Raw genomic sequence first — 20564 nt, 5'->3', positions numbered from 1 at the left:
ACCTCCCGAAGACTTAGCGATAGATGCGTTCGACTCTTTTCGCCAATATCGATAGCGGGTAGCAAATGATAAAATAAACCGCTAATACTAACATGTACATCTGAGTAGCAATCGACAAGCCTTCCATCAACTCGACCCGCTCAATGATAAGCTGGGCTGATTTCAGAAAATCCAGATTGCCGATGAGTACCGAAAGCGACGTCGATTGGACCAGATTTGACATTAGACCGATTACAGAAGGAAGCATGCGACGAACCGCCTGCGGTAAAATGACGTAGCGCATCGTTTGATAGGAACTCAAGCCGAGTGCCAAGCTCGCTTCCATTTGTGTCGGGGGAATGGATTGGATCGCGCCGCGCACAGCTACGGAAATATTCGCGCTGCTCCACAGGCTGAGCGCAATCATTGCAGAAATATAACTATTCACATTCACACCGAATTCAGGCAAGAGAAAGAAAACAAGAAACAGGGTTATTACGATGGGAAGGCCCCGGAACAGCTCGGCATAGCCCCGTGAAAGCAGCTTAATGAGCCGGTTTTTGTTCGTTTGCAGCACACCGATCACAATTCCAACTACAAGCGCAATCCCAATGCAGCTTAAGCTTAATAGGATCGTATTAATCAGTCCGTCGAGAAGAAAGTCCAAATTTCTTGATAACACTTCCATTCAAGCCACTGCCTTTCTTCGTCTTGTTATTGAAATCAAGCTTGCGCTCGATACGGCCAAACAAATAGGACGTTCCCCAAATCAGAATCAAGTATATGACCGCTATTGTGAGCAGCATCTCATAGGTTTTGAAATCGTATGCCATGCGGTCTACGGCCATAAAGGTCAGCTCCGCAACCCCGATGCTGGTCATATACGCGGAGTTTTTAATAACAGATACCGCCGTGTTGGAGAATGCGGGAAAGCTGATTCGGAAGCCAAGCGGAATAATGACATGGCTTACAATTTGCCAGGTGCTCAAGCCCAGCGATTGACCGGATTCGATTAAAGCATGCGGAACAGCGTCGGTGCCGCCGCGGAAATTCTCGGCAGCGAATGCGCCTCCCCAAAGCGAGAGGGCGATAATGCCAACAGCTACCGCAGATAGCTTGATGCCGAATGCCGGAAGGCCGAAGTAGAGAAAAAACACATGCACAAGAAGCGGCGTATTGCGGATCAGGTCCACATATACAACAACCAATTGAGATAATACCGGGATTTTCAATGTTCGAATAACAGCCCCGCCCATCCCGATGATTAGAGAGAAGAGGATGCTGAAGACACTGATGAAAAGGGTCATTTTCAGACCGGTAAGCAGCAGCGGCAATGTGTCGATAATATAACCAAAATCAAAGCTCAATCCAAGCACCTCCTACTGTGGTGTCACTTACATGGCATTCCGCAAAAACTGTCGGGTACGCTCTTCTTGCGGATTACCGAAAACCACCTCAGGCGGTCCTTGCTCTACGATGACACCCTGATCCATGAAAATAATGCGGTCGCCAACATCGCGACCGAAGCCCATTTCATGGGTGACAATAAGCATCGTCGTGCCTCGTGATGCCAAATCCTTCATTACATCCAGAACGTCCCTTACACGCTCTGGATCAAGTGCGGAGGTCACTTCGTCGAACAGCAGCACCTCCGGGTTCATAACCAGCGAGCGGGCAATTGCTACCCGCTGCTGCTGGCCTCCTGAAAGCTGGGCAGGGTAGCTGTCTGCCTTATCCAGCAATCCTACCTGCTCAAGCAGCTCTCTTGCTTGGGGAAGCACCTCGCTTTTGGCCCGTTTCTGTACTTTCATTGGAGCCAGAAGCAGATTCTCTATCACCGTTAGATGAGGGAATAGATTGTAGCTTTGAAACACCATGCCGATCCGCTGACGAACCTGCTGAAGAGCTGACGGTGTATACTCAATTTTACAATCGTCTATATACACCTCTCCTCCATTAATGCTTTCCAGTCCATTGATGCAGCGGAGCAGGGTACTCTTCCCTGATCCGCTTGGTCCGATGATAACGATCACTTCCTGTGAATAGACATCGATATCAACACCGCGAAGTATGGTGTTATCTCCGAACTGCTTCTGCAAATTGCGGATGGATAATTTGGGTTTTCTCTCTTCCATGCTGTTCCCTCCCAATTTGTCCTCGTGTTTACGGTCTCGGAATCATTTCCATCGGGTCAAGATCGCCCGCCTGCGGCAGATACTGTTCAATGAGTACTTTGAAATAATCATCTTTTCTCATTTTCTCCAGTGCGCCATTTACAAAGTTAAGCATCTCCGCATCATCCTTGCGCACACCCAGCGCCATCGGCGCAAATGCCACCTGTTCTCCCACAATGGTATAATCCGTTGAGGTGCTTACAAATTCAGTCATCAATACGGCGTCATGGAACATGGCATCGGCCCGACCGTCTTTCAATGCGCGGAGTGCATCTGCATTGCTTTCAATCTTGATTTGCTCGGCAGTCGGCACGTTTTCCTCAAGATAGGTGGAACCAGTGGAGCCTTTAATTACGATAACCTTCTTGCCGGCGAGATCTGGGATTGCTTTAATTTCACTATCCTTCAGCACGACCGTTACCGCTCCTCCATCGAAGAAGTTGGTCGAGAAATCAAGCTGCTTCTTACGTTCTTCCGTTACACCCAGAGTAGCCGCGATATAATCAATTTTTTTCGATTCCAGATAAGGAATCCGGTTGGTTGCATTAACAGGAACGAATTCTACTGCGTTCTCATCACCGAAAGCATATTCCGCCATCTTCTTCACAACGCCTATTTCGTAGCCGGCATTCTTGCCGTTTGCGTCGAGATAGCCGAGCGGCGGATAATCGACCTTGACGCCTACGATAAGCTTGCCGCGTTTCGTAACTGCTTCAGGCGGCGCTGGAACGTCTGTTGCAGGACTTGCTGCTTTCGTTCCTTCATTGTTCGCCTTGGAGGCATCAGAATTGCCGCCTTTGTTCCCCTCATTGCCGCATCCCGCAATAATCATCATCACAACGATTGAGAGAAGCAGTACCCCTTTGCCTTTGCCCATTATCGAATTGCTTATCAAGTTTTTCATTTTTCTTTCCCCGCTTTCTAATTATGGAATTCGGATAATGCCTTTATTCATACATCCATAACGCCTCTTCGCTTAGCGAGCAGTGATTGTTCCGAATACCTCGGACAATCGGTCCAGACTGCTTCTCGTAAATTGCTCCGGCTCCCAGTTATACTGGGGTCCTATTAATTCGAGCGTCAAATACTTATCATACCCAATTGCAGCCAGGCTTTCCGCGAACGATTCCAGCGGGAAGACGCCCATGCCCCATCCAAGATGTGCAGAAGTTTTCCCGTCTCCGTCCAGAAAATGAATATGCGCAAGGTCGTTGCCAAAGGCTTCGCCGTAGGCTTCGATGCTGTCGCCGCCGAGAGTCATCGGAATGGTATCCATTAGAACCTTCAAGGCCGGGGAATTTACTTCGGCATACATTCTCTTAAGCGTTTTCAAATCCGTAATAAGATTTGAACCCATTTTGGACATCGGCTCAAGCGCAAGCACTACACCTTGTTCCTCTGCTTCCTTCGCAAGAATTTGCAGGGATTCAAGCCCTCTCGCCCAAGCCTCCTCAGCAGGCTCATTGTAGAAACCATAACCTACCGTTACCAGCATCAAAGAAGTTTCCAACGTGTTCGTTACGCCGATGCATGTCTTGAAATACTCGATGCTTCTGCGGCGCAGCGTATCGTCCTTGGCCGAGAGATTGATCGGATATATGCACTGCTCAGGCGTAAAGCAAACGAGCTCAAGGTCGCGACGTTTCATTTCACGCCGCATAGAGAGAATATCCTCATGGGAAGCATCATCCACATAGACATGCGGGGCGCCTCCCCAAAGCTCTACCGCCTGCATGCCAAGCCTGACTGTCGAATCGAGGAAATAATCGAACGGATAACGTTGATAATGAAAATTCATATTTGCAAATTTAGCCACGCCTTCATCCCCCTCAGTATGATTCGGATAGGGTCCTTATTGCATTGCACGCAGCCGGTCCAAACATTTCTGAACCTCCTGCTCCGGCTCCAGATAATAACGGTTCACGACCAGCTCCAAGGTCAAATAACCGTTATACTCCCGATTCAACAGCTCCCAATATTGCTGCATCGGGAACACTCCATCGCCGACAGCCATATTCGAACCGCCCTTCCCGTCTCCATCGCAGAAATGAACATGACGCAGGCGATCCCCAAAATCATCAAGCCACGCTCGCACGTCCTCGCCTTCCGTAAACATAGGAACTGTATCGAGCATCGGGTCGACAAAAGGCGAGTTGACTTCATCGACCAATTTCCGAAGGTCAGCCCTGGTGTTCACCAGGTTGGTTCCATACTTCGACCGCGTTTCCATCACAATATGAATGCCGTACTTCTCTGCTTCTTCACCGAGTATCCGCAATGACTCAGCCGATCGCTTGAAGCCTTCCTCTTTGGGTTCGTTATAGAATCCCGACCCCGGAACGACTAGAAGCAGCGGAGATTCAAGCTCTGCGGCGACCTCCAGACTCTTCTTGAAGTAGGAGATGCTTCGGTTGCGCAGCCTTTCGTCCCGAGCCGCGATATTCACCGGATAGGCGCACTGCTCTGGAGTAAAGCAGATCACCTTCAACCCCCGGCTGACAATTTCTCTTCGGATTTGGGCCAGTCTGGAAGCCGGCAAATCTTCCACATAGAGATGAGGCTCCGCCGCCCAGAGCTCAATGGCTTCGACGTTCAGACGGTTCATGGAATCCAGGAAATACTCCAGCGGATAACGCTGATAGTTATAGTTCATGACGGATACGTTCTTCATGCCTGCCCCCCTCCCTTTACATCCAACGACCGCAGCGCCCCAATGCTTCGCGCCAACACTTGGTCCGGCTCCACATAATACTTATGGTCGAACAGCTCCAGCCCGAATGAGCCGGTATAACCGTGCTCGCAGGCTTCTGCCCCGTATTGAGCCAACGGCAAACTGCCATCTCCCCAAGCCAAATGTCCATCCGGTCCGTCGATCAGTTGAATATGCTTGATGCGTGTTCCGAATAGACGGAAGTAGTCCCATGGCGACTCACCGGCTGCGGCGGCAACCGACGTATCCAATTGAACACCCAGTACAGGTGAATCGATGTCAGCAAGCATTCGGCCGAGTGTAGCTGAATTATAGACAAGATTGGATTCATGCCGTGACAACGGCTCAAGCGCCAACTCGATGCCGAGCGCCTCCGCTCTTAGAACGATGCGCCCCAGTATGTCCACTGACCTGCCCCACGCCTCATCGACAGATTCGTTATCATACCCGCTGCCGCTTGTGACCTGCATGAGTGGAATGCCCAGCTCTGCGGCAACCTCCAAGGCTTTCATTAAGTAAGCCTCGCTTCTCTTGCTGGTCAGCTTGTCCTCTGATGCAATGTTGACCGGATATAATCCCGTCTCCGGTGTCAAGCAGCACACCTGAAGGCTCCGGCTTGAGATACGCTTCTTCAAATGCCTGACTTCCTCAGAGGTGATCTCTTCGATATCGATGTGAGGCGCTCCGCCCCACAGTTCAATTGTTCGACAATGATTGCGGACCACGGCATCAAGGAAATAGTCCAGCGAGAAAAATTTATACAACACGTTCATAGGCGCTATTCTCATACCTGACTCTATCATCAAGCGGTCGCCTCCTTCAGACGATCGATCTCCTGATACAGGTGAGCCAGACTTTGGCGAACCGCTTCAGCAGGATTGGCGAACGTGCTTCGTGCGCAAATCTCAAGCGTTAAATATCCTTCATAGCTGTAATTATCGATGTCCCTCAGAAATGCAGGAAGAGGAAAGTGTCCGTCACCCCAAGCCCGGTGAAGACTGTCTACAAAGTGAATGTGCTTGACGTCCTTGCCGAAGGTCTGAAAATAATCCTCGAAGGATTCTCCCGCTGCTGCCATTGGGCAGGTGTCGATAATGACCTTCAAATGCGATGACTTGATTTCCTCAAGCATCCTTCTTAGTGACGGCAAATCCGTAATGAGATTCGTACCCCTTCGCTCCAGCGGCTCCAGCACGATCGTTATGCCCAATTCACCAGCACGATCGGTAAGAGCAGCAAGCGAATCTCTGGCTCGCTCCCAGCCTTCCTCCATCGGTTCATCGAAATATCCCCAGCCCGGCACAGTCTGAAAGAGGTTGGTTCCAAGCTCTGCGGCAGCCTCCAGACTTTTCATGAAATAACTCATGCTTCTTCGGTGAAGCTGCGGCTCTTTCGCTGCAATATTGAAGGGATACTGACACTGCTCCGGCGTATAGCAGATGAGCTTTAAGCCACGGCTCTCAATCTGTTTGCGGATATCTCTCACTTGGGCAAGCTGCAAATCTTCTATATATAGATGCGGCGCGCCCGCCCACAGCTCGATTGCTTCAATCTCAAGCTCGACCATGGAATCCAGAAAGTAAGTCAGCGGAAACAGCCGGTAATTCTCGTTCATTCCTGCTATTTGCGACCGATTAAGATGAGTCATGACGGGCTCACTCCGTTTCCTATTCACCGATTACTTGAATGTGCACCTTCCTGCTTTTGGGACCGTCGAATTCCGACAGATACACATCCTGTGCATCTCCAGAGATCATCTTGCCGTTCTGAACGACGAACATGCAGCTGTTCCCGGACAGCATCGACTTCAGGTGAGAGGGAGAATTGCTGCCCGTCGCTCCATACGAAGGAAGGAAGTGTGCATGGGCATAAGGCATATCTTTCGGAACCAGACGTTCAAGCAGCTCTTCAATATCCGTCTCCACGCATTCCAGTCCTTCATTAACCATGATTCCCGTCGTTGTATGCGCGGAGATAACAGCAGCAATTCCGTTCTGAACCCCGCATTCCTCGATGAAGCTGCGGATTTCTTCCGTAATCTTAATCATTTGAAATTCTGCCGTGGAACGCAGCACGATCGTTTTTAGTTTAACCAAGGCCGCTCATTCCTCCTTTCGCCCAAGAAGACTTCCGCATTGCCGCCAAGTATTTTCTGCAGCGTTTTCGGTCGAAACTCCATCGCTTCGAGTGCAGGCAGCAGACGTTTGGCCTTGAATCGCGGACTGTTCGTACCGAACATCACCTTGTCGTTCAAATTTCGTTCAATCCACAACGGCCCCATATTGGTCTTGAATACTTGCTTATAGAAGTCCAGAGCATTGTCCATATGCAGAATGGAGGTGTCCGTAAATACATTCGGATATTTAAGCAGGAGCATGACCGTCTCCTGAATCCAGGGCCAGCCAAAATGCGCCAGGCACATGCGAAGCTCAGGGTATGCGATCGCTACATCCTCGAAATGCAGAGGGTGCGAATACTTCGCCGGCGCATCCGGCTCCCAGCTCATACCCGCATGGAACATAATGGGCTTGTCGTATTCCAGACATTTCTTATAGATGGGCTTCATGATGTCGTCGTTCGGATAAAATTTCTGCTTGGAAGGATGGAGCTTCAAGCCCTTCAGGTCGAGCACTCGGAACGCCCGATCCAGCACTTCCACAGCATCACTTCGATATGGATCAACGCTTGCGAATCCGATAAAGCGATCTGGCGCGAGTTCCGTAATTGTTCGGACCTCTTCATTCGAGACGATCCAACCGCCGCTCTGTGTCGTTAGATCAATGGGAAGCAGGATGGATCGACTGACCCCCATATAATCCATTTCCTGAAGCACCGACTCGATCGGAGCGGGCGACTGTTTGTAAATGCCGAACTGCTGCTTGCGATAGTCCAGCACTCCTTTATCCTCGCTGATTGCTTTATGAAAAATCGGGTGTGTGTGTACGTCAATAATCAACTTGATCCGCCTCTCTCCCGGCTGGGCTCGTTAGTAAGGTTCGAACTTGGATACGACTTCAGCAGCTACCTTCGCTCCATTCTTGAGCGATTCAGGTATCGTCCAGCCGCTCAGCTGTCCGTACATAAATCCTGCACAGAACGAATCCCCCGCACCGACCGTATTAACCACCTCAGAAGGAACGATATTTCCCTTGAATAAGGTTTGCCCATCATAGGCTAGGCTGCCCCGTTCACCCAACGTTACAACTACGATTCGCGGTCCCAAATGATGCGCCCACTTGATGAACTCCATAATATACTCGTCTTCTTGTGTGTAAGAGAAGAAAGCATAGTCCGTATCGGGCAATATAGGCGCTGCAACTTCTTTGTTGGTCCTCGTGGAAAAGTCGAAAATAATCTCGATGCCTTGATTGCGGAACCAGGAAAGCTGATCCGTAATCTGACCAGACAGGTTCGTATGAATCGCCTGATGATTCTGGATAAATTGTTTATCCTCTTCGGATAAGGCGAAATCAGCCATAACCCCTTCAATCTTTTCTTTGTGCACGCGGTCATTACCGTTCATATCCATTATGAAGATAGCTGTCTTGCCCTCACGGGTATGCATATGGGAAATATCCACCTGTTCATCCCGGAGTTTCTCAATCATTAGGACACCATAAGAATCACTGCCGACAACACTGACCATGGAAGCCTCTGCGCCTAATCGACTCATATGAATGACAAAATCTACGCTGTTGCCGGTTGGATAACATTTGTTTAAATCCTCATAAATATCGATGCAATTAAATCCCACGCCCGCTACCTTCATATCGCCCTCCTAAGCAACAACCTCAGCCGAGCAAATCTTCAAGCTCAACTCTTCATATGTTGTTATATAATATTATATACCATCTGTTTGCATCCCAAGTCAACCCGATTACGAAATGAAAATGTTTTCATAATGTAATATTTAATTACATGGGGTTATAATTCCCAAAAAAAAGCGAAGTATATGATAGATTTACTAACATACACTTCGCATTATCTTTTATTTTTTCCTACCATATCCAAATGCACCATAGTGTTCACATGTCGTTACAGCCGAACAAGCGGCTTGATAAAGGGCTGCTTTCATATTTCCAGAATCATGATAGGCTGCCAAAAATGCTCCGATAAACGAATCGCCAGCGCCCATCGTATCGAGAATTTGGACTGGCAGCGGCTCCTGCTCATATAGAACGCCTGCCTCTGAGAATCGGGCCGCTTCACTCCCGCGCGTGACGCCCACCACTTTTACTCCCAAATCGTGCACGAGTGCGGTAAGCTCCTTTATTTCGTCCACACTCATATCGCTTCCTGAGAAGAAAGCATAGGTTAAATAGGGGCATAGTTGCCGCAAATACGCTTCGTCCCAACGCTTCTTAGTTGAGAAGTCAAAGGCAATCGGCAATCGGAGAGATAATCGCTGGAGCTCATGCTCAATATCGCTGTTAACACTCGTATGAATGAGATCGTAACGATCAATATAGGATAAATCATCATCGGTAAGCCTGAGCTGCAAGAGAGACGGCATTCGAATTCCCCGATTCGTACCTACAAAAATCCGATCTCCCTCTTCATTCAAAGTTACGACAGCCTCTCCATTAGGCCCATAGGTATGACGTATCCGCGAAGCATCGATGCCTTCCAGCTGCATACAGTTTATAACGTGCTTGGCGGCTGCGTCATCTCCGATAATACCAAGGTAGGCACAGCACTTCGCTCCGTTTCTTTTGGCCGAAACCGCTACGTTTAACGCGTTGCCGCCAGGGTACATCATATCCTGGTCCTGATAATAATCTACAACATTATCACCGATTGCAATTAGCCTCATGAGTTGTCGCCCCTTATTTTGTTATACGTTGTATTATAATAATTTATACAAATCAGAGCGGATTCGTCAAGTAGAAGGCTCTCGATCCTATTCTCCGCATAAGTCGAAGGAATAAATCGAGAGCCTCACAATGGCATATAGGTTCTAAATGCGCTTTCCAGTGTTAATCGTAAAGATGACTTTGTTCGTCAAATAAAGGGATTTGGAGTAATGCAACGGTCGATCCTTTTGGTCATACGTAATTTTATCGATGAGATATAAAGGCGTTCCGCGATCACAGTGAAACAGGCTTGACTCATATTCCGTCGCGAGGATCACTTCCAGCGTTTTTTCCGAGAAAGCCGGTTCAATGTCGTACCTCTTTTTCAGGATTTGATAAGTAGAAGAGGATTCTCCAATATACTTTTCTAAATCCGGCAAATATTCAAGCGGAAAGTAGGAGGTTTCAATAATGAACGGCTGATTGTCGATAAACAAAAGCCGATGAAGGTTAAGTACAGGATCATTCCTTTTAATTTTAAACATAGCTGCCAATTTTTCATCGGCTTCAATAATGACATTGGATAAAATTTGTGTACTCGGTGTTTTTCCGGAAGCGGTTGTCATGTCGGAGAAACTGCCGACGGAAATCAACTCCCGTTTCTCCTTTATTTCTCGCACATAACTGCCCTTGCCCTGCTGACTATGCAGAATACCTTCCTCCACTAAATCCGTAATGGCCCGGCGGACAGTAATGCGGCTTACTCCGTATGTTTTGCAAATCTCCGCTTCTGGCGGCAGTTTTTGCCCAGCTTCATAAATGCCTCTTGAAATATCTTCTTTAATGATTTGCTTTAGCTGAAGATAAAGCGGCTTTTGACTGGCATCATTTAATTTCATCGTCATACTCCTTCGATCTAGTGGAATAGAATAACATTCCCATGTGTATATTTATTATATCATATGTTGTCTTAATAAAAGCTTAGTATTATTGTTTTTTACATATAAGCGCTGCCCACTCTGCCTTTTCGCACCGCGCGCAGCTCCGAGCGCGCGGTGTGGCGTTGCATGACGACGGCGCTCGATCTGCTAACTGTTGCTTAGGCCCCGCAAGATTGTATATGAAAAATCATACAGATTTGGCCTCAGGAGGATAAAATTGATCATTCTATATGAAAAATCATATACAATGAATCAATTGGCGGTTAATTCGACGATTCTATATGAAAAATCATACAGATTAGCACACACGCCGCCCGGATACCGGAAGCGGAAAACCCAAAGAGGGCTGCGACAGCCTGCCTCTCGGCAACCTGTCGCAGCCCCCACTCTCGTCCGGCGCGGCCTCTCGGCTCTTAAGCTTCACCCGTTGCGAACGGATTGTCCTCATAACTAATCCAGTTTAATCTATAATCCCCCAAATTCCATCGGGCAGCCACAGATTTCTTACAATTAAGCATACAATAAGCACGACAACGCCTAGCAAAATATTTTTGGTCCATTTGTTCATCGTCAGCTCTCCTCCGTTTCAATAATAGGGTCGTCCCGGCATTATCGGTCGAACCGTTTCTTACCATATACGAGGAGGCACAAAGCCCCTGATAGAACCGTCCATAGGATCAAATTAAGCAGATTGCCTCCAATTTGCGGCAGCCCCCCATCTTGAAGAAGCACTGTTATAGCCATTACAAATTGCTGCGAGGGCAGCAAATTAATAATATTCATCAAGGCGGGCATATCCAGATCGGGAACAAATATGGGACCAAAAATAAAGAGCAGCAGCAATGGAAGCCCTACAATAGATGATTCAGATGCCGTTCGCGCTATAAGGCCGATAACCGTTCCCAATGCCATAAAGATAAGAAGCAGCAACACCGCCAAGATGATCAAATGAGCGAAGTTTACATTGGGCACCCCGGAAATCACCAAACAAGCTGCACTGACGATCAGGGCAAACAATGTCGTCGTCGCACTTTTTCCCGCAAGAATCTCCAGCTTGGAAGCAGGCGACAGCATGAGTGAGCGCAGCGTGTTCTTCTCCTTCTCTTCGGCAATCATATTCGCCTGAACAAAGGCGCCGGTAATGGAAATGGCAATCAGGATCGGAATCGCGAGAAACGCTGGTCCGCTCGGATCAGCTTCCTTTTGTCGAAATAACACGGCCAACAGAATGGGCATTCCCGCATTTAACAGTATTTGCGGATTGCGAATCGCATCCTTCCATTCTTTCTTTACCATCGCTCGAAAGCGGCGCATAGAGAACGTCATTCCAGTCCCCTCCCTGTCAATTGCACAAAAATATCGCCAAGCGTAGGTTCATTGGAATGAATACCCAACATATTGCCGCTGTACATAAGCTCCCTTATCATATCCGCTCCCGCTTCATTCCGTTGAACAAGCTGCTTTCCCTGCGGTGTCGTTACCGTAATGGAACCGTCGCTGTATTGCAGCCGCAAGGCTTGCGGTGTGTCAAGGGCGGAGATTTCCCCATTGTTCAGAAAGGCCACGCGATCGCAAAGCTCTTCAGCCTCCTGCATATTGTGCGTTGTCAAAAAAATCGTGGTCCCTTTGCGATTCATTTCACGCAGCGTTTCCTGGATACGTCCGCTATTCACCGGGTCCAAGGCAGATGTGGGCTCGTCCAGAAAAAGAATATCCGGTTCATGCAGAATCGTCCTTGCCAGCGTAACCCGCTGCTTCATTCCTTTGGAGAGCTGCCCGACCAGCGTATGCTTGTCATCGGCTAGATTAACCGCTTCAAGAACGACTTCGACCCTGCGTTCGGGCACGTTGTACAAGCGACAAAACAAGGCGAGATTGTCGTATACGCTAAGACGCTCATATATGCCGCTGTTATCCGTCAGCACACCGATTTTGCTCAAAAACTCGGATGGCCTGCTTCGTCCGGGATCAATACCAAGCACCTTCACACGCCCTGAGGTATAGAGCAGCTGAGAAGTGAGGATTTTCACAGTTGTCGTTTTCCCTGAACCGCTGGGACCGAGAAATCCGAATATTTCACCCTGCCGCACTTGAAAACTGATCTTCTTTAAAGCTTGTTTGTTTTTGTACAGCTTTTCGAGACCTTCAACCTCAATGATGGATTGCATGACAATTACACCTTCCCTTGTATAGGCTGCCTGTTAGCTCCACTCCAGAATAAGAGCACAACAGCCTGAGAACCGCAATTTCACGATGAAATGCGCTATTCGCAGACTGAATGCCGCTATTTGGGGCGCGAACGGAACAACCCTACAACCCGACAATCGTCTTCAATTCATCAAATTTCCCCTTGGATAACGGAATTCTGGACTTCTTCTCGTCGCTCAGAACAAGACTGTAGCTGTTGCGGCTCCATACAATCAATTCCGCTATGCAATCCAGATTGACGATATAGGACCGATGGCAACGATAAAACCGAAACCGCTTTAGCCGGTTCTCCAGCTCCGCCAGCGTCCAAGCGCAGGCAAGACTGACCTCCTTCGTATACAAGTGCGTAATGCCTTCGATACTTTCGATAAAGCAAATCTCCCGAGGATCGACGAACACATATTTGTCCTCCGTTTTTACCATTAGCTTATCAAGCCTCGCCGTATGCTCCCGAAGCTCACTCTCCTCGCTTTCCGCTGCAAGCTCTTCTGCGTTATCCGCACCGGACTCGGGCTCACTAAGCTCCATTTGTTCCTGCATGGCAATCGGAGCTATCGAGCTATCGGTCAGCCGGAAGATGCGATTCGATATCGAGAGTGCTTGCTCCAACGTCGAGCACGTAACGAGAACCGCTTTATCCCCTTGAATCAGTCCGGCTATCAACCTTCTGACAATCATGCAGCTCTCTAAATCGAGATTCTGCTCCGGGTCCTCCCAAATGATAAGGTCGGGGTCATGGAGGATGCTTCTTGCAAAGCTGAGCAGCCGCTTCTCGGAATAGCTAAGCTTGGAGATCCGTTCATTTGCTTTCCCCGACAATCCGATTTGACTTAGCATATCTTCGATCGGGGTCCGAACGTCATGCAGCTCCGCCCAAAATAATAAGCAGTCTCTCACTTTCAACCGCTCATACAGTCCATCATCCAAACAACAAATACCAGCCCTCTTGACAGCAGCCGGACCGACCAATGGCAGCAGCTCCCCGCGAAAGGAAACCCGGCAGCCGGAGGATACGTTCTCTACCATCAATGACCGAATGAACGTGATGCCAATGTTGTGATTGCATTGTATAACAACGCATTGCCCGGACCGCACCTCAATTACGTCTGTAATTTCGTCTGTACCTCGATCTTGATCTACAATTCTGTCCACATCCAAAATATTCATATGCAATATGCCTCCTGCAGAGTTATTAATATGGACTCTCAGTTACTTCCTTGTTTGTCATTGTATCAGTTCCAACCAGTGTAAATATATTTGTAGCATATGGTCAATTCGAATACATCTCAACAATATGGATTTTCATAAAACCGGAGGGGATTTTATTATGCCATGCCAAGGCATTAAATGCGCATGGCGGTGTATTCAGCTATTTTTAACGCACAATCACCTCTTAAGCAGAAGATACAGAAAGTAAGGCACGCAGATAATACTCAAGAAGACAAAACTCATTGAAACGGGCCAGCGTACTGACATATGGTTTACTGTTCAAAAGGACAATCGACGCTGTTTGAGAGGGCGTGCGATTATATATGAATAATCATATAGATTTGACCACACGAAGATAAAATCGATAATTCTGTATGATAAATCATATAGAATTTGTAATTTTTCCTTTATTTCGACGATTCTATACGAAAAATCATACAGATTAAAAATTCACGCAGGCGGATAATGCAAATTGCACAAGAAGCATGGCAGCAGCCAACTTGATCGTTCTTGCATTTGGCCTTAACCGGCTTCTGCCTTCTTGCTGTCGATTGCCGGCTCCATACGACTGTTTCCTCGTCCTCTTGTCTGAAAACTGTTGCAAAAGCAAAAGGACACAGAAAGGCCGCAACAGATCACCAACCAGCAACCTGTCACAGCCCTCAAACCCGCGTCAGACGCGGTCCCTCGACCTCTACTCTTCTCCCGTCGCGATCGGATTCTCGCTGTACGAAATCCAATCGATCCAACTGCCGTTAAACACGTTAAATGGCCTCACATTAGTTGCTTATGTTCCACAGCCTTAACATGACAACTGCCGCCTCGGCTCTTGTTGTAATACCATTGGGTACAAACAGATTGCCGCCTCGACCTTGCAGCAGCCCCTTCACATGTACCGCCTCTACATAGGATCGTGCCCAACCTGGAATGCTTGTACCATCAGCGTAGGTTAAATACTGCTCGCTGTCTAACTTCCACTTCATCGCCTTCGCAATCATCGCAGCCATCTCGCTCCGCGTAATGGTCTGCTGTGAGCGGAACGTGCCGTCCGGGTAACCATTGAGCATCCCCTCGGCTACACCTGTGGAGATTGCTGATAATGCCCAATCTGGAATGTTTTCCTTATCGCTGAACGAGAGATTGCCCGGTTCCTCGCTGATTGGAATTTCAAGTGCGCGCAGCATCATGACCGCAAACTCCGTTCGAGTAACGGTTCTGTTTGGTGCAAATGTATTTGCACTAACACCTTCAACAATCCCTAAGTCCGCTGCCTCACATATCTCTGCCTTTGCCCAGTGCCCCTGAATATCCGTGAATGGACATACAGCCTCCTGAGGCGAGCCATCCATCTCGACCTGACGGGTTAGCGTAATCGTGTAGCTCTTGCTTGTTCCATCCTCAGCCGTCACGATCACATCAATCACATTGACGCCTATCTTCAGCGGTAACGCAGCGCTCACGCTTCCACTCTTAATAGACTCAGCTGTTCCGTTATTTACCCGTACCTTCACAGTCGCCTTCCCATCCGCTAACATTGGGATCACGCTAATACTGTCTACGTTATTCGCCACGCTGGACGTATAGACGAGTGTACTTGGGCTAAACGCAGGGCTTAGTTCAGCTCCACCTTGCAGGCTCAATCCGCTAAGATTATTAATGCTGCTTGGAGGTGTCGTAACACCTACGTAATTGGAGCGCGTCACGTCTACCGTATACGTCTGGATCGTCGTACCGTCCTCGGCGGTGACTACCACATCAATCGTGTTCACGCCTACATTCAATGGCAACGCGCTACTCGCTGCACCACTAGCTACCGCTTCTGGCGTGCCGCCATTCACCGCTACATTCACAGTTGCTGTTGCATGTGCGACCGGCGTTACACGAACACTGCTCTCACTATAAGCCACATTCGACGTATAGCCGAGTGTACCAGTACTAAAGGAGGGATTCAGTACCGCTCCTCCCGACAGGCTCAACCCGCTGAGACTCGCATCGGCGTTGAGTTGACGCGTCACGTCCACCGTGTACGTCTGGATCGTCGTACCGTCCTGTGCGGTGACCACCACATCAATTGTGTTTACACCTACGTTCAATGGCAGCATACTGCTCGCTGCACCACTAGCTACCGCTTCTGGCGTGCCGCCATTCACCGCTACAGTCACAGTTGCTGTTGCATGTGCGACCGGCGTTACACGAACACTGCTCTCACTATAAGCCACATTCGACGTATAGCCGAGTGTACCAGTACTAAAGGATGGACTCAGTACCGCTCCTCCCGATAGGCTCAATCCGCTGAGACTCGCATCGGCGTTGAGTTGACGCGTCACGTCCACCGTGTATGTCTGGATCGTCGTACCGTCCTGTGCGGTGACCACCACATCAATCGTGTTCACGCCTACATTCAATGGCAACGCACTGCTCGCTGCCCCGCTTGCTACCGCTTCTGGCGTGCCGCCATTCACCGCTACAGTCACAGTTGCTGTTGCATGTGCGACCGGCGTCACACTTAAACTGTTCTCGCTATAAGCCACACTCGACGTATAGCCGAATGTACCTGCACTAAAGGATGGACTCAGTACCGCTCCTCCCGACAGGCTCAACCCGCTGAGACTCGCATCGGTGTTAGGTTGACGCGTCACGTCCACCGTATATATCTGGATCGTCGTGCCATCTTGTGCGGTGACTACCACTTCAATGGTATTCACACCTACATTCAATGGCAACGCGCTGCTCGCCACCCCGCTGGCTACCGCTTCTGGCGTGCCGCCATTCACCGCTACAGTTACGGTAGCTGTTGCATCGACTACGGTCGGCATCACACTTAAACTGTTCACGCTATACGATACGCTCGACGTATAGCCGAGCGTACTCGCACTAAAGGAAGGACTAAGCGCCGCTCCTCCCGACAGAGTCAGGCTTTGTAAGTTTGCATTGTTGCTCGCCGCCAATCGAACACCAAAATCATTATGGCTCTGCCTGGCAAATGCGAAATCCAATAACCCATCGCCATTAAAATCACTGCTAACTAAGTCATTTACGCTGCCACCCGCACTATACGTGACTGCGGCTGCAAAACCTCCATTGCCATCTCCAGCCAAGATTGAAAAGGTACTTGTGAACCAATTCCCCATCGCCGCATCCAGCTCTCCATCACCAGTAAAATCAGCTAACACAACACTACGTGTATCATTACCTCCAGAACTATAGTGAACAGCAGAATTAAAAGTTCCATCACCCTTCCCTGTTAAAATAGAAAGAGCCCCAACTTGAAGGTTTCTCGAGCTGGCTACAGCCAAATCCAAATATCCATCACCATTAACATCGCCGACAGCAGCTTTGATTGGCGCTTCCTCAACCGCATAATTAACAGCAGCAGCTAAGGCGCCCAGTCCATCTCCCAAGAGAACGCTGACATTATCTGAACCAAAATTCGAAGCGACAACATCCATATTTCCATCTCGGTTGAAATCCCCTGTTACGACCTTATAAGGACCATCTCCAACGCCAAAGCCTACTGGAGCACCAAAAGTCCCATTGCCAATTCCTATCATAATCGACACTTGATCAATAGTTCGATGAGATATCGCCAAATCCATTTTGCTATCGTTGTTAAGGTCTGCTACCGCAATATAATTTGGAGAGGCCAATGTCGGGATGCTCAACGCACTAGCAAAGGTTCCGTCGCCAATTCCCAGAAAAATAGAGACGGTATCCGTATTTTGATTAGCCGCTGCCAGATCTATTTTCCCATCGCCATTAAAATCTCCGTTCGTTACGGAGGTCGTGTAATTCCCTGAAGGGTATGTAGCTTGACTACTAAAGGTTCCATCCCCAATGCCAAGCCGAACAGAAATATTTCCACTACTTATGTTTGCAACAGCGACATCCATATGGCCATCACCGTCAAAATCAGCGACTGTCATTTCATTAGGAGAAGATCCTGCAGAATAACCTTGTATACCCAGATAAGGTGCTGCACCAGCTTGAAGCGGTGTCTGTACTGTAAAGAGTAGAATCATTACCAATGCAACTTTTGCGACTAGCAAATGCTGACTTCTTAGAAACTTCATTTGTATATCCTCTTTTCTATGGTTTTGGAATCATGGGCGCTACGCCTACCATCTGAACCATAACACATCGCTCTGAAAGAATTATGAAAGAACACTTTCTGAGACCGATCTCAGTTACTCCCACCAAACATAGTAAGTGCCGAGCCTCTGTTCGAGTTCCTCAATTGCCGCCGGGATATCTTGCGATGTTTCTGCGATTGAAACGTCTCCTATGAGCGGCATAGCGAGGTAGAGCTTGCTCACAATTGCCGTTTCCGCTGTAACGTCAGGTTTTTCCCGCGTCACGCGGATCCGCCACGATTCCATGAGCAGCCCTTCATATTCTTCATGCGTGTCTCCATTGCTACGGAGCAACTGCTCAATATGCGCATCCGTCATGGCGGGCAATCTAGCGACTTCAAGTTCATTATGAATGATTAAACGGCGAACCAGCTTCCGCATGATCGCATTTATTCCGATATTGGCAGGAGATGTATGCATACGAGCCTCTTCCCATATAAGCTCAGTGACACGCTTGCCTGCTGCCGGTGTGAACTGGAGACTGCCATTTCTGTAATTCATCTCGTTCAAAAGCTCAACCGTAGAAAAAGGCATATAGCCACCGACAAAAGCGCTCCGAACCCACGAATCCAGATGATCAGCATGGAGTATGCCATCCGTGTTTCTCAACAGACTGCGTCGTGAGCCATCAATATAGTCCATGACTTCGGCGGTATGGATATTCGCATGGGATAGAATAGTAACAATCTCCTCCGAAAATACGGCCTCCCGCGTCCATTGGTGATGGTCCACCCCTTCCAGGGAATCTAACGTATGACTGAAAGGCGCATGCCCGATATCGTGCAGCAATGCCGCTGCCCGCAACGCCCGGTTGTGCGGCTCAAAATGCGCCGCTAGTGCAAATACACCTAGTGTATGCTGCAAGCGGCTGAATGTATGGTGAGAATTGATAAAGGACGCCCCGCCATGCCGTATCAAATGAAGCCGCCGTACTTTTATGCTTCTCAGCAGTGCTTTTTCTTCATCGAACAGCCGGATCGAAAGCTGCCATAGAGGCTCATAGAGTTCGTCTAGAGCACCGTCAAGTCTTAACCGATAATCCAATTCAATGAAACCCCCTACTATATAAATTGTATATTTAATTTCGGTAGGCAGATTAAACTTTCCTGCCCGTTCCCCAGGCCTTACTCTTACTTATAACTAAAATATTACCTTGACTGTCATAGTACTATATCGTATTATGCAAATACGGAGGTGATTACATGAGCGAGAACAAAATTACATCCGACCTGCTGCGCGGACACACCGATACGATGATTTTACGGCTCTTATCCGAAGCTGACCGCTATGGGTATGAGATTGTCAAGCTGATTGCCGAGCGCTCGGGCGGCGAGTATGAATTAAAGGAGGCCACGATGTACTCCAGCGTCCGGCGGCTTGAGGTGGATGGTGATATCGAGTGGTATTGGGGCGATGAGTCTCAGGGTGGACGGCGCAAATATTTCCGGATTACCGAGAAGGGCAAGGCGACTTACATCCGCAACAAAAGCAATTGGGGGTATGCGAAACGCGTCCTCGAAAATTTATTATAGGGAGGTTCGATGTTATGAGTGAGAAATTGAACAGCTATTTGAATGGCGTTTTCGCACCATACGAAGGGGTAAAGAGCGCCACGGAATTAAAGACTGACCTGCTCTCCGATTTGCAGGAGCGGTACCGTGAGCTTAAAGCTGAAGGCAAGGACGATGAAACAGCTTTTGAGATGACCATTGACAGCATCGGCGACATTGAGCAAACGGTAATGGAGGTGGCTAACCTCTCCCGCTCGCTGGAGCGGCAGGTGGTGACGAACTTTAGCGCGAGCAACCTGGCTAAGAGCGACTTTGCAGGCGTTACGGCCCATAAAGGACAATTTAAAGGCAGCGCGTTGCACGGTTCCGACTTTTCGGGGGCAGACTTGACCGGCAGCTCGTTTGCAAGCAGCGACATGCGTGATGCCAATTTTGATGGTGCCAACCTGACCGATTGCAGCCTATCTTCCCTTGATCTTTCGAATGCGAGCTTTAATAAATCAATCCTCGTGCGCACCAACTACAGCAAGTCGGGGCTGATCGGAGCAAAATTCATAGATGCTAAACTAACCGACGTCAACCTGACTATGATCGATCTCAGAAAAACAATCTTTGAAAACTGTATCTTTGATGGCGTGGAGTTCAAATCCTCCGATCTGACAGGTCTGTGTTTTGACGGGCAAACCTTTATCGGCGTCAAGTTTGACAAGGCGGCACTGAACGAAGTTTCGTTCAAGGGCGCGACACTCAAGAACGTGTCTTTTCCGACGTCTTCGTGGTCTAAAAAATATTACCGTGCTATCAAAACCATCTGCTTTGACGGCGCGATGATGGATAAGCTGACCTATGCCGCCCTTAAAGGCATGGAGGCCGATTTGTCCAAGGTTACGGTTCGATAAGGGGGGGAAC

At 48.7% G+C, this 20564-nt stretch carries 20 protein-coding genes; 2 read left to right on the top strand and 18 right to left on the bottom strand.

The window, feature by feature from the left end:
• Positions 1-13 precede the first annotated feature (13 nt).
• The 18 genes from L6H65_RS05420 to L6H65_RS05335 form a co-directional block, all read right to left on the bottom strand.
• Positions 14-667 carry an amino acid ABC transporter permease gene (locus L6H65_RS05420; protein WP_236339483.1) on the bottom strand — a complete coding sequence of 218 codons (654 nt, stop codon included), beginning with the start codon at positions 665-667 and terminating at the stop codon, positions 14-16.
• Positions 618-1346, bottom strand: a complete 729-nt coding sequence (locus L6H65_RS05415) for an amino acid ABC transporter permease (RefSeq protein WP_236339482.1) — start codon at positions 1344-1346, stop codon at positions 618-620. Before L6H65_RS05415 ends, L6H65_RS05420 begins: the two co-directional genes overlap by 50 nt.
• 27 nt (positions 1347-1373) lie before the next feature.
• Positions 1374-2114: an amino acid ABC transporter ATP-binding protein gene (locus L6H65_RS05410; protein ID WP_236339481.1), complete on the bottom strand. Its 741-nt coding sequence runs from the start codon at positions 2112-2114 to the stop codon at positions 1374-1376.
• 28 nt (positions 2115-2142) lie between these two features.
• Entirely contained in the window at positions 2143-3057 is a 915-nt protein-coding gene (locus tag L6H65_RS05405) for a transporter substrate-binding domain-containing protein (protein WP_236339480.1), read from the bottom strand.
• 72 nt (positions 3058-3129) lie between these two features.
• Positions 3130-3969 (bottom strand): TIM barrel protein, encoded by an 840-nt coding sequence (locus tag L6H65_RS05400; RefSeq protein WP_236339479.1) that lies wholly within the window; start codon positions 3967-3969, stop codon positions 3130-3132.
• A 36-nt stretch (positions 3970-4005) separates the two neighbouring features.
• The gene (locus L6H65_RS05395; RefSeq protein WP_236339478.1) at positions 4006-4824 is read right to left on the bottom strand and encodes a TIM barrel protein; all 819 of its coding nucleotides are present in this window, start codon (positions 4822-4824) and stop codon (positions 4006-4008) included.
• Positions 4821-5666 (bottom strand): sugar phosphate isomerase/epimerase family protein, encoded by an 846-nt coding sequence (locus L6H65_RS05390; protein ID WP_236339477.1) that lies wholly within the window; start codon positions 5664-5666, stop codon positions 4821-4823. The genes L6H65_RS05395 and L6H65_RS05390 overlap by 4 nt, the downstream gene beginning before the upstream one ends.
• Positions 5666-6511, bottom strand: a complete 846-nt coding sequence (locus tag L6H65_RS05385) for a sugar phosphate isomerase/epimerase family protein (RefSeq protein ID WP_236339476.1) — start codon at positions 6509-6511, stop codon at positions 5666-5668. Before L6H65_RS05385 ends, L6H65_RS05390 begins: the two co-directional genes overlap by 1 nt.
• A 19-nt stretch (positions 6512-6530) precedes the next feature.
• Positions 6531-6959 carry a secondary thiamine-phosphate synthase enzyme YjbQ gene (locus L6H65_RS05380; RefSeq protein ID WP_236339475.1) on the bottom strand — a complete coding sequence of 143 codons (429 nt, stop codon included), beginning with the start codon at positions 6957-6959 and terminating at the stop codon, positions 6531-6533.
• Positions 6947-7819, bottom strand: coding sequence for an amidohydrolase family protein (locus L6H65_RS05375; protein WP_236339474.1), 873 nt, complete (start codon positions 7817-7819; stop codon positions 6947-6949). The genes L6H65_RS05380 and L6H65_RS05375 overlap by 13 nt, the downstream gene beginning before the upstream one ends.
• Before the next feature lie 30 nt (positions 7820-7849).
• Positions 7850-8632, bottom strand: coding sequence for a fructoselysine 6-kinase (gene frlD / locus L6H65_RS05370; RefSeq protein ID WP_236339473.1), 783 nt, complete (start codon positions 8630-8632; stop codon positions 7850-7852).
• 219 nt (positions 8633-8851) lie between these two features.
• Positions 8852-9676, bottom strand: coding sequence for a PfkB family carbohydrate kinase (locus tag L6H65_RS05365; protein ID WP_236339472.1), 825 nt, complete (start codon positions 9674-9676; stop codon positions 8852-8854).
• A 144-nt stretch (positions 9677-9820) separates the two neighbouring features.
• Positions 9821-10555 (bottom strand): GntR family transcriptional regulator, encoded by a 735-nt coding sequence (locus L6H65_RS05360; RefSeq protein ID WP_236339471.1) that lies wholly within the window; start codon positions 10553-10555, stop codon positions 9821-9823.
• Positions 10556-11206: 651 nt separating this feature from the next.
• Entirely contained in the window at positions 11207-11923 is a 717-nt protein-coding gene (locus L6H65_RS05355) for an ABC transporter permease (RefSeq protein WP_236339470.1), read from the bottom strand.
• Positions 11920-12765, bottom strand: a complete 846-nt coding sequence (locus tag L6H65_RS05350; RefSeq protein ID WP_236339469.1) for an ABC transporter ATP-binding protein — start codon at positions 12763-12765, stop codon at positions 11920-11922. Before L6H65_RS05350 ends, L6H65_RS05355 begins: the two co-directional genes overlap by 4 nt.
• Before the next feature lie 142 nt (positions 12766-12907).
• Positions 12908-13972 (bottom strand): LytTR family transcriptional regulator DNA-binding domain-containing protein, encoded by a 1065-nt coding sequence (locus tag L6H65_RS05345; RefSeq protein ID WP_236339468.1) that lies wholly within the window; start codon positions 13970-13972, stop codon positions 12908-12910.
• An 821-nt stretch (positions 13973-14793) separates the two neighbouring features.
• Positions 14794-18084, bottom strand: coding sequence for a cadherin-like beta sandwich domain-containing protein (locus L6H65_RS05340; protein ID WP_236339467.1), 3291 nt, complete (start codon positions 18082-18084; stop codon positions 14794-14796).
• Positions 18085-18198: 114 nt separating this feature from the next.
• Positions 18199-19188, bottom strand: a complete 990-nt coding sequence (locus L6H65_RS05335) for an HD domain-containing protein (protein ID WP_236339466.1) — start codon at positions 19186-19188, stop codon at positions 18199-18201.
• A gap of 158 nt (positions 19189-19346) precedes the next feature.
• Between L6H65_RS05335 and L6H65_RS05330 the strand changes: the two genes are divergently transcribed.
• Together L6H65_RS05330 and L6H65_RS05325 are read left to right on the top strand one after the other, a co-directional pair.
• A complete protein-coding gene (locus L6H65_RS05330; RefSeq protein ID WP_236339465.1) occupies positions 19347-19676 on the top strand; it encodes a PadR family transcriptional regulator in 330 nt (109 codons plus the stop codon).
• A gap of 14 nt (positions 19677-19690) precedes the next feature.
• Positions 19691-20554 (top strand): pentapeptide repeat-containing protein, encoded by an 864-nt coding sequence (locus L6H65_RS05325; RefSeq protein WP_236339464.1) that lies wholly within the window; start codon positions 19691-19693, stop codon positions 20552-20554.
• Positions 20555-20564 lie beyond the last annotated feature (10 nt).

Origin of the sequence: Paenibacillus plantiphilus, from assembly GCF_927798095.1 — a bacterium.
Lineage (GTDB): Bacteria > Bacillota > Bacilli > Paenibacillales > Paenibacillaceae > Paenibacillus_Z > Paenibacillus_Z plantiphilus.
This window is presented reverse-complemented; position numbering and strand designations above follow the sequence as displayed.

Bases quoted from the DNA above. Each gene is read 5' to 3' on its own strand.
- L6H65_RS05350 (WP_236339469.1), bottom strand. From the start codon at position 12,765: ATGCAATCCATCATTGAGGTTGAAGGTCTCGAAAAGCTGTACAAAAAC.
- L6H65_RS05405 (WP_236339480.1), bottom strand. From the start codon at position 3,057: ATGAAAAACTTGATAAGCAATTCGATAATGGGCAAAGGCAAAGGGGTA.
- frlD (WP_236339473.1), bottom strand. From the start codon at position 8,632: ATGAAGGTAGCGGGCGTGGGATTTAATTGCATCGATATTTATGAGGAT.
- L6H65_RS05420 (WP_236339483.1), bottom strand. From the start codon at position 667: ATGGAAGTGTTATCAAGAAATTTGGACTTTCTTCTCGACGGACTGATT.
- L6H65_RS05330 (WP_236339465.1), top strand. From the start codon at position 19,347: ATGAGCGAGAACAAAATTACATCCGACCTGCTGCGCGGACACACCGAT.
- L6H65_RS05390 (WP_236339477.1), bottom strand. From the start codon at position 5,666: ATGATAGAGTCAGGTATGAGAATAGCGCCTATGAACGTGTTGTATAAA.
- L6H65_RS05360 (WP_236339471.1), bottom strand. From the start codon at position 10,555: ATGAAATTAAATGATGCCAGTCAAAAGCCGCTTTATCTTCAGCTAAAG.
- L6H65_RS05340 (WP_236339467.1), bottom strand. From the start codon at position 18,084: ATGAAGTTTCTAAGAAGTCAGCATTTGCTAGTCGCAAAAGTTGCATTG.
- L6H65_RS05395 (WP_236339478.1), bottom strand. From the start codon at position 4,824: ATGAAGAACGTATCCGTCATGAACTATAACTATCAGCGTTATCCGCTG.
- L6H65_RS05410 (WP_236339481.1), bottom strand. From the start codon at position 2,114: ATGGAAGAGAGAAAACCCAAATTATCCATCCGCAATTTGCAGAAGCAG.
- L6H65_RS05365 (WP_236339472.1), bottom strand. From the start codon at position 9,676: ATGAGGCTAATTGCAATCGGTGATAATGTTGTAGATTATTATCAGGAC.
- L6H65_RS05345 (WP_236339468.1), bottom strand. From the start codon at position 13,972: ATGAATATTTTGGATGTGGACAGAATTGTAGATCAAGATCGAGGTACA.
- L6H65_RS05325 (WP_236339464.1), top strand. From the start codon at position 19,691: ATGAGTGAGAAATTGAACAGCTATTTGAATGGCGTTTTCGCACCATAC.
- L6H65_RS05355 (WP_236339470.1), bottom strand. From the start codon at position 11,923: ATGACGTTCTCTATGCGCCGCTTTCGAGCGATGGTAAAGAAAGAATGG.
- L6H65_RS05385 (WP_236339476.1), bottom strand. From the start codon at position 6,511: ATGACTCATCTTAATCGGTCGCAAATAGCAGGAATGAACGAGAATTAC.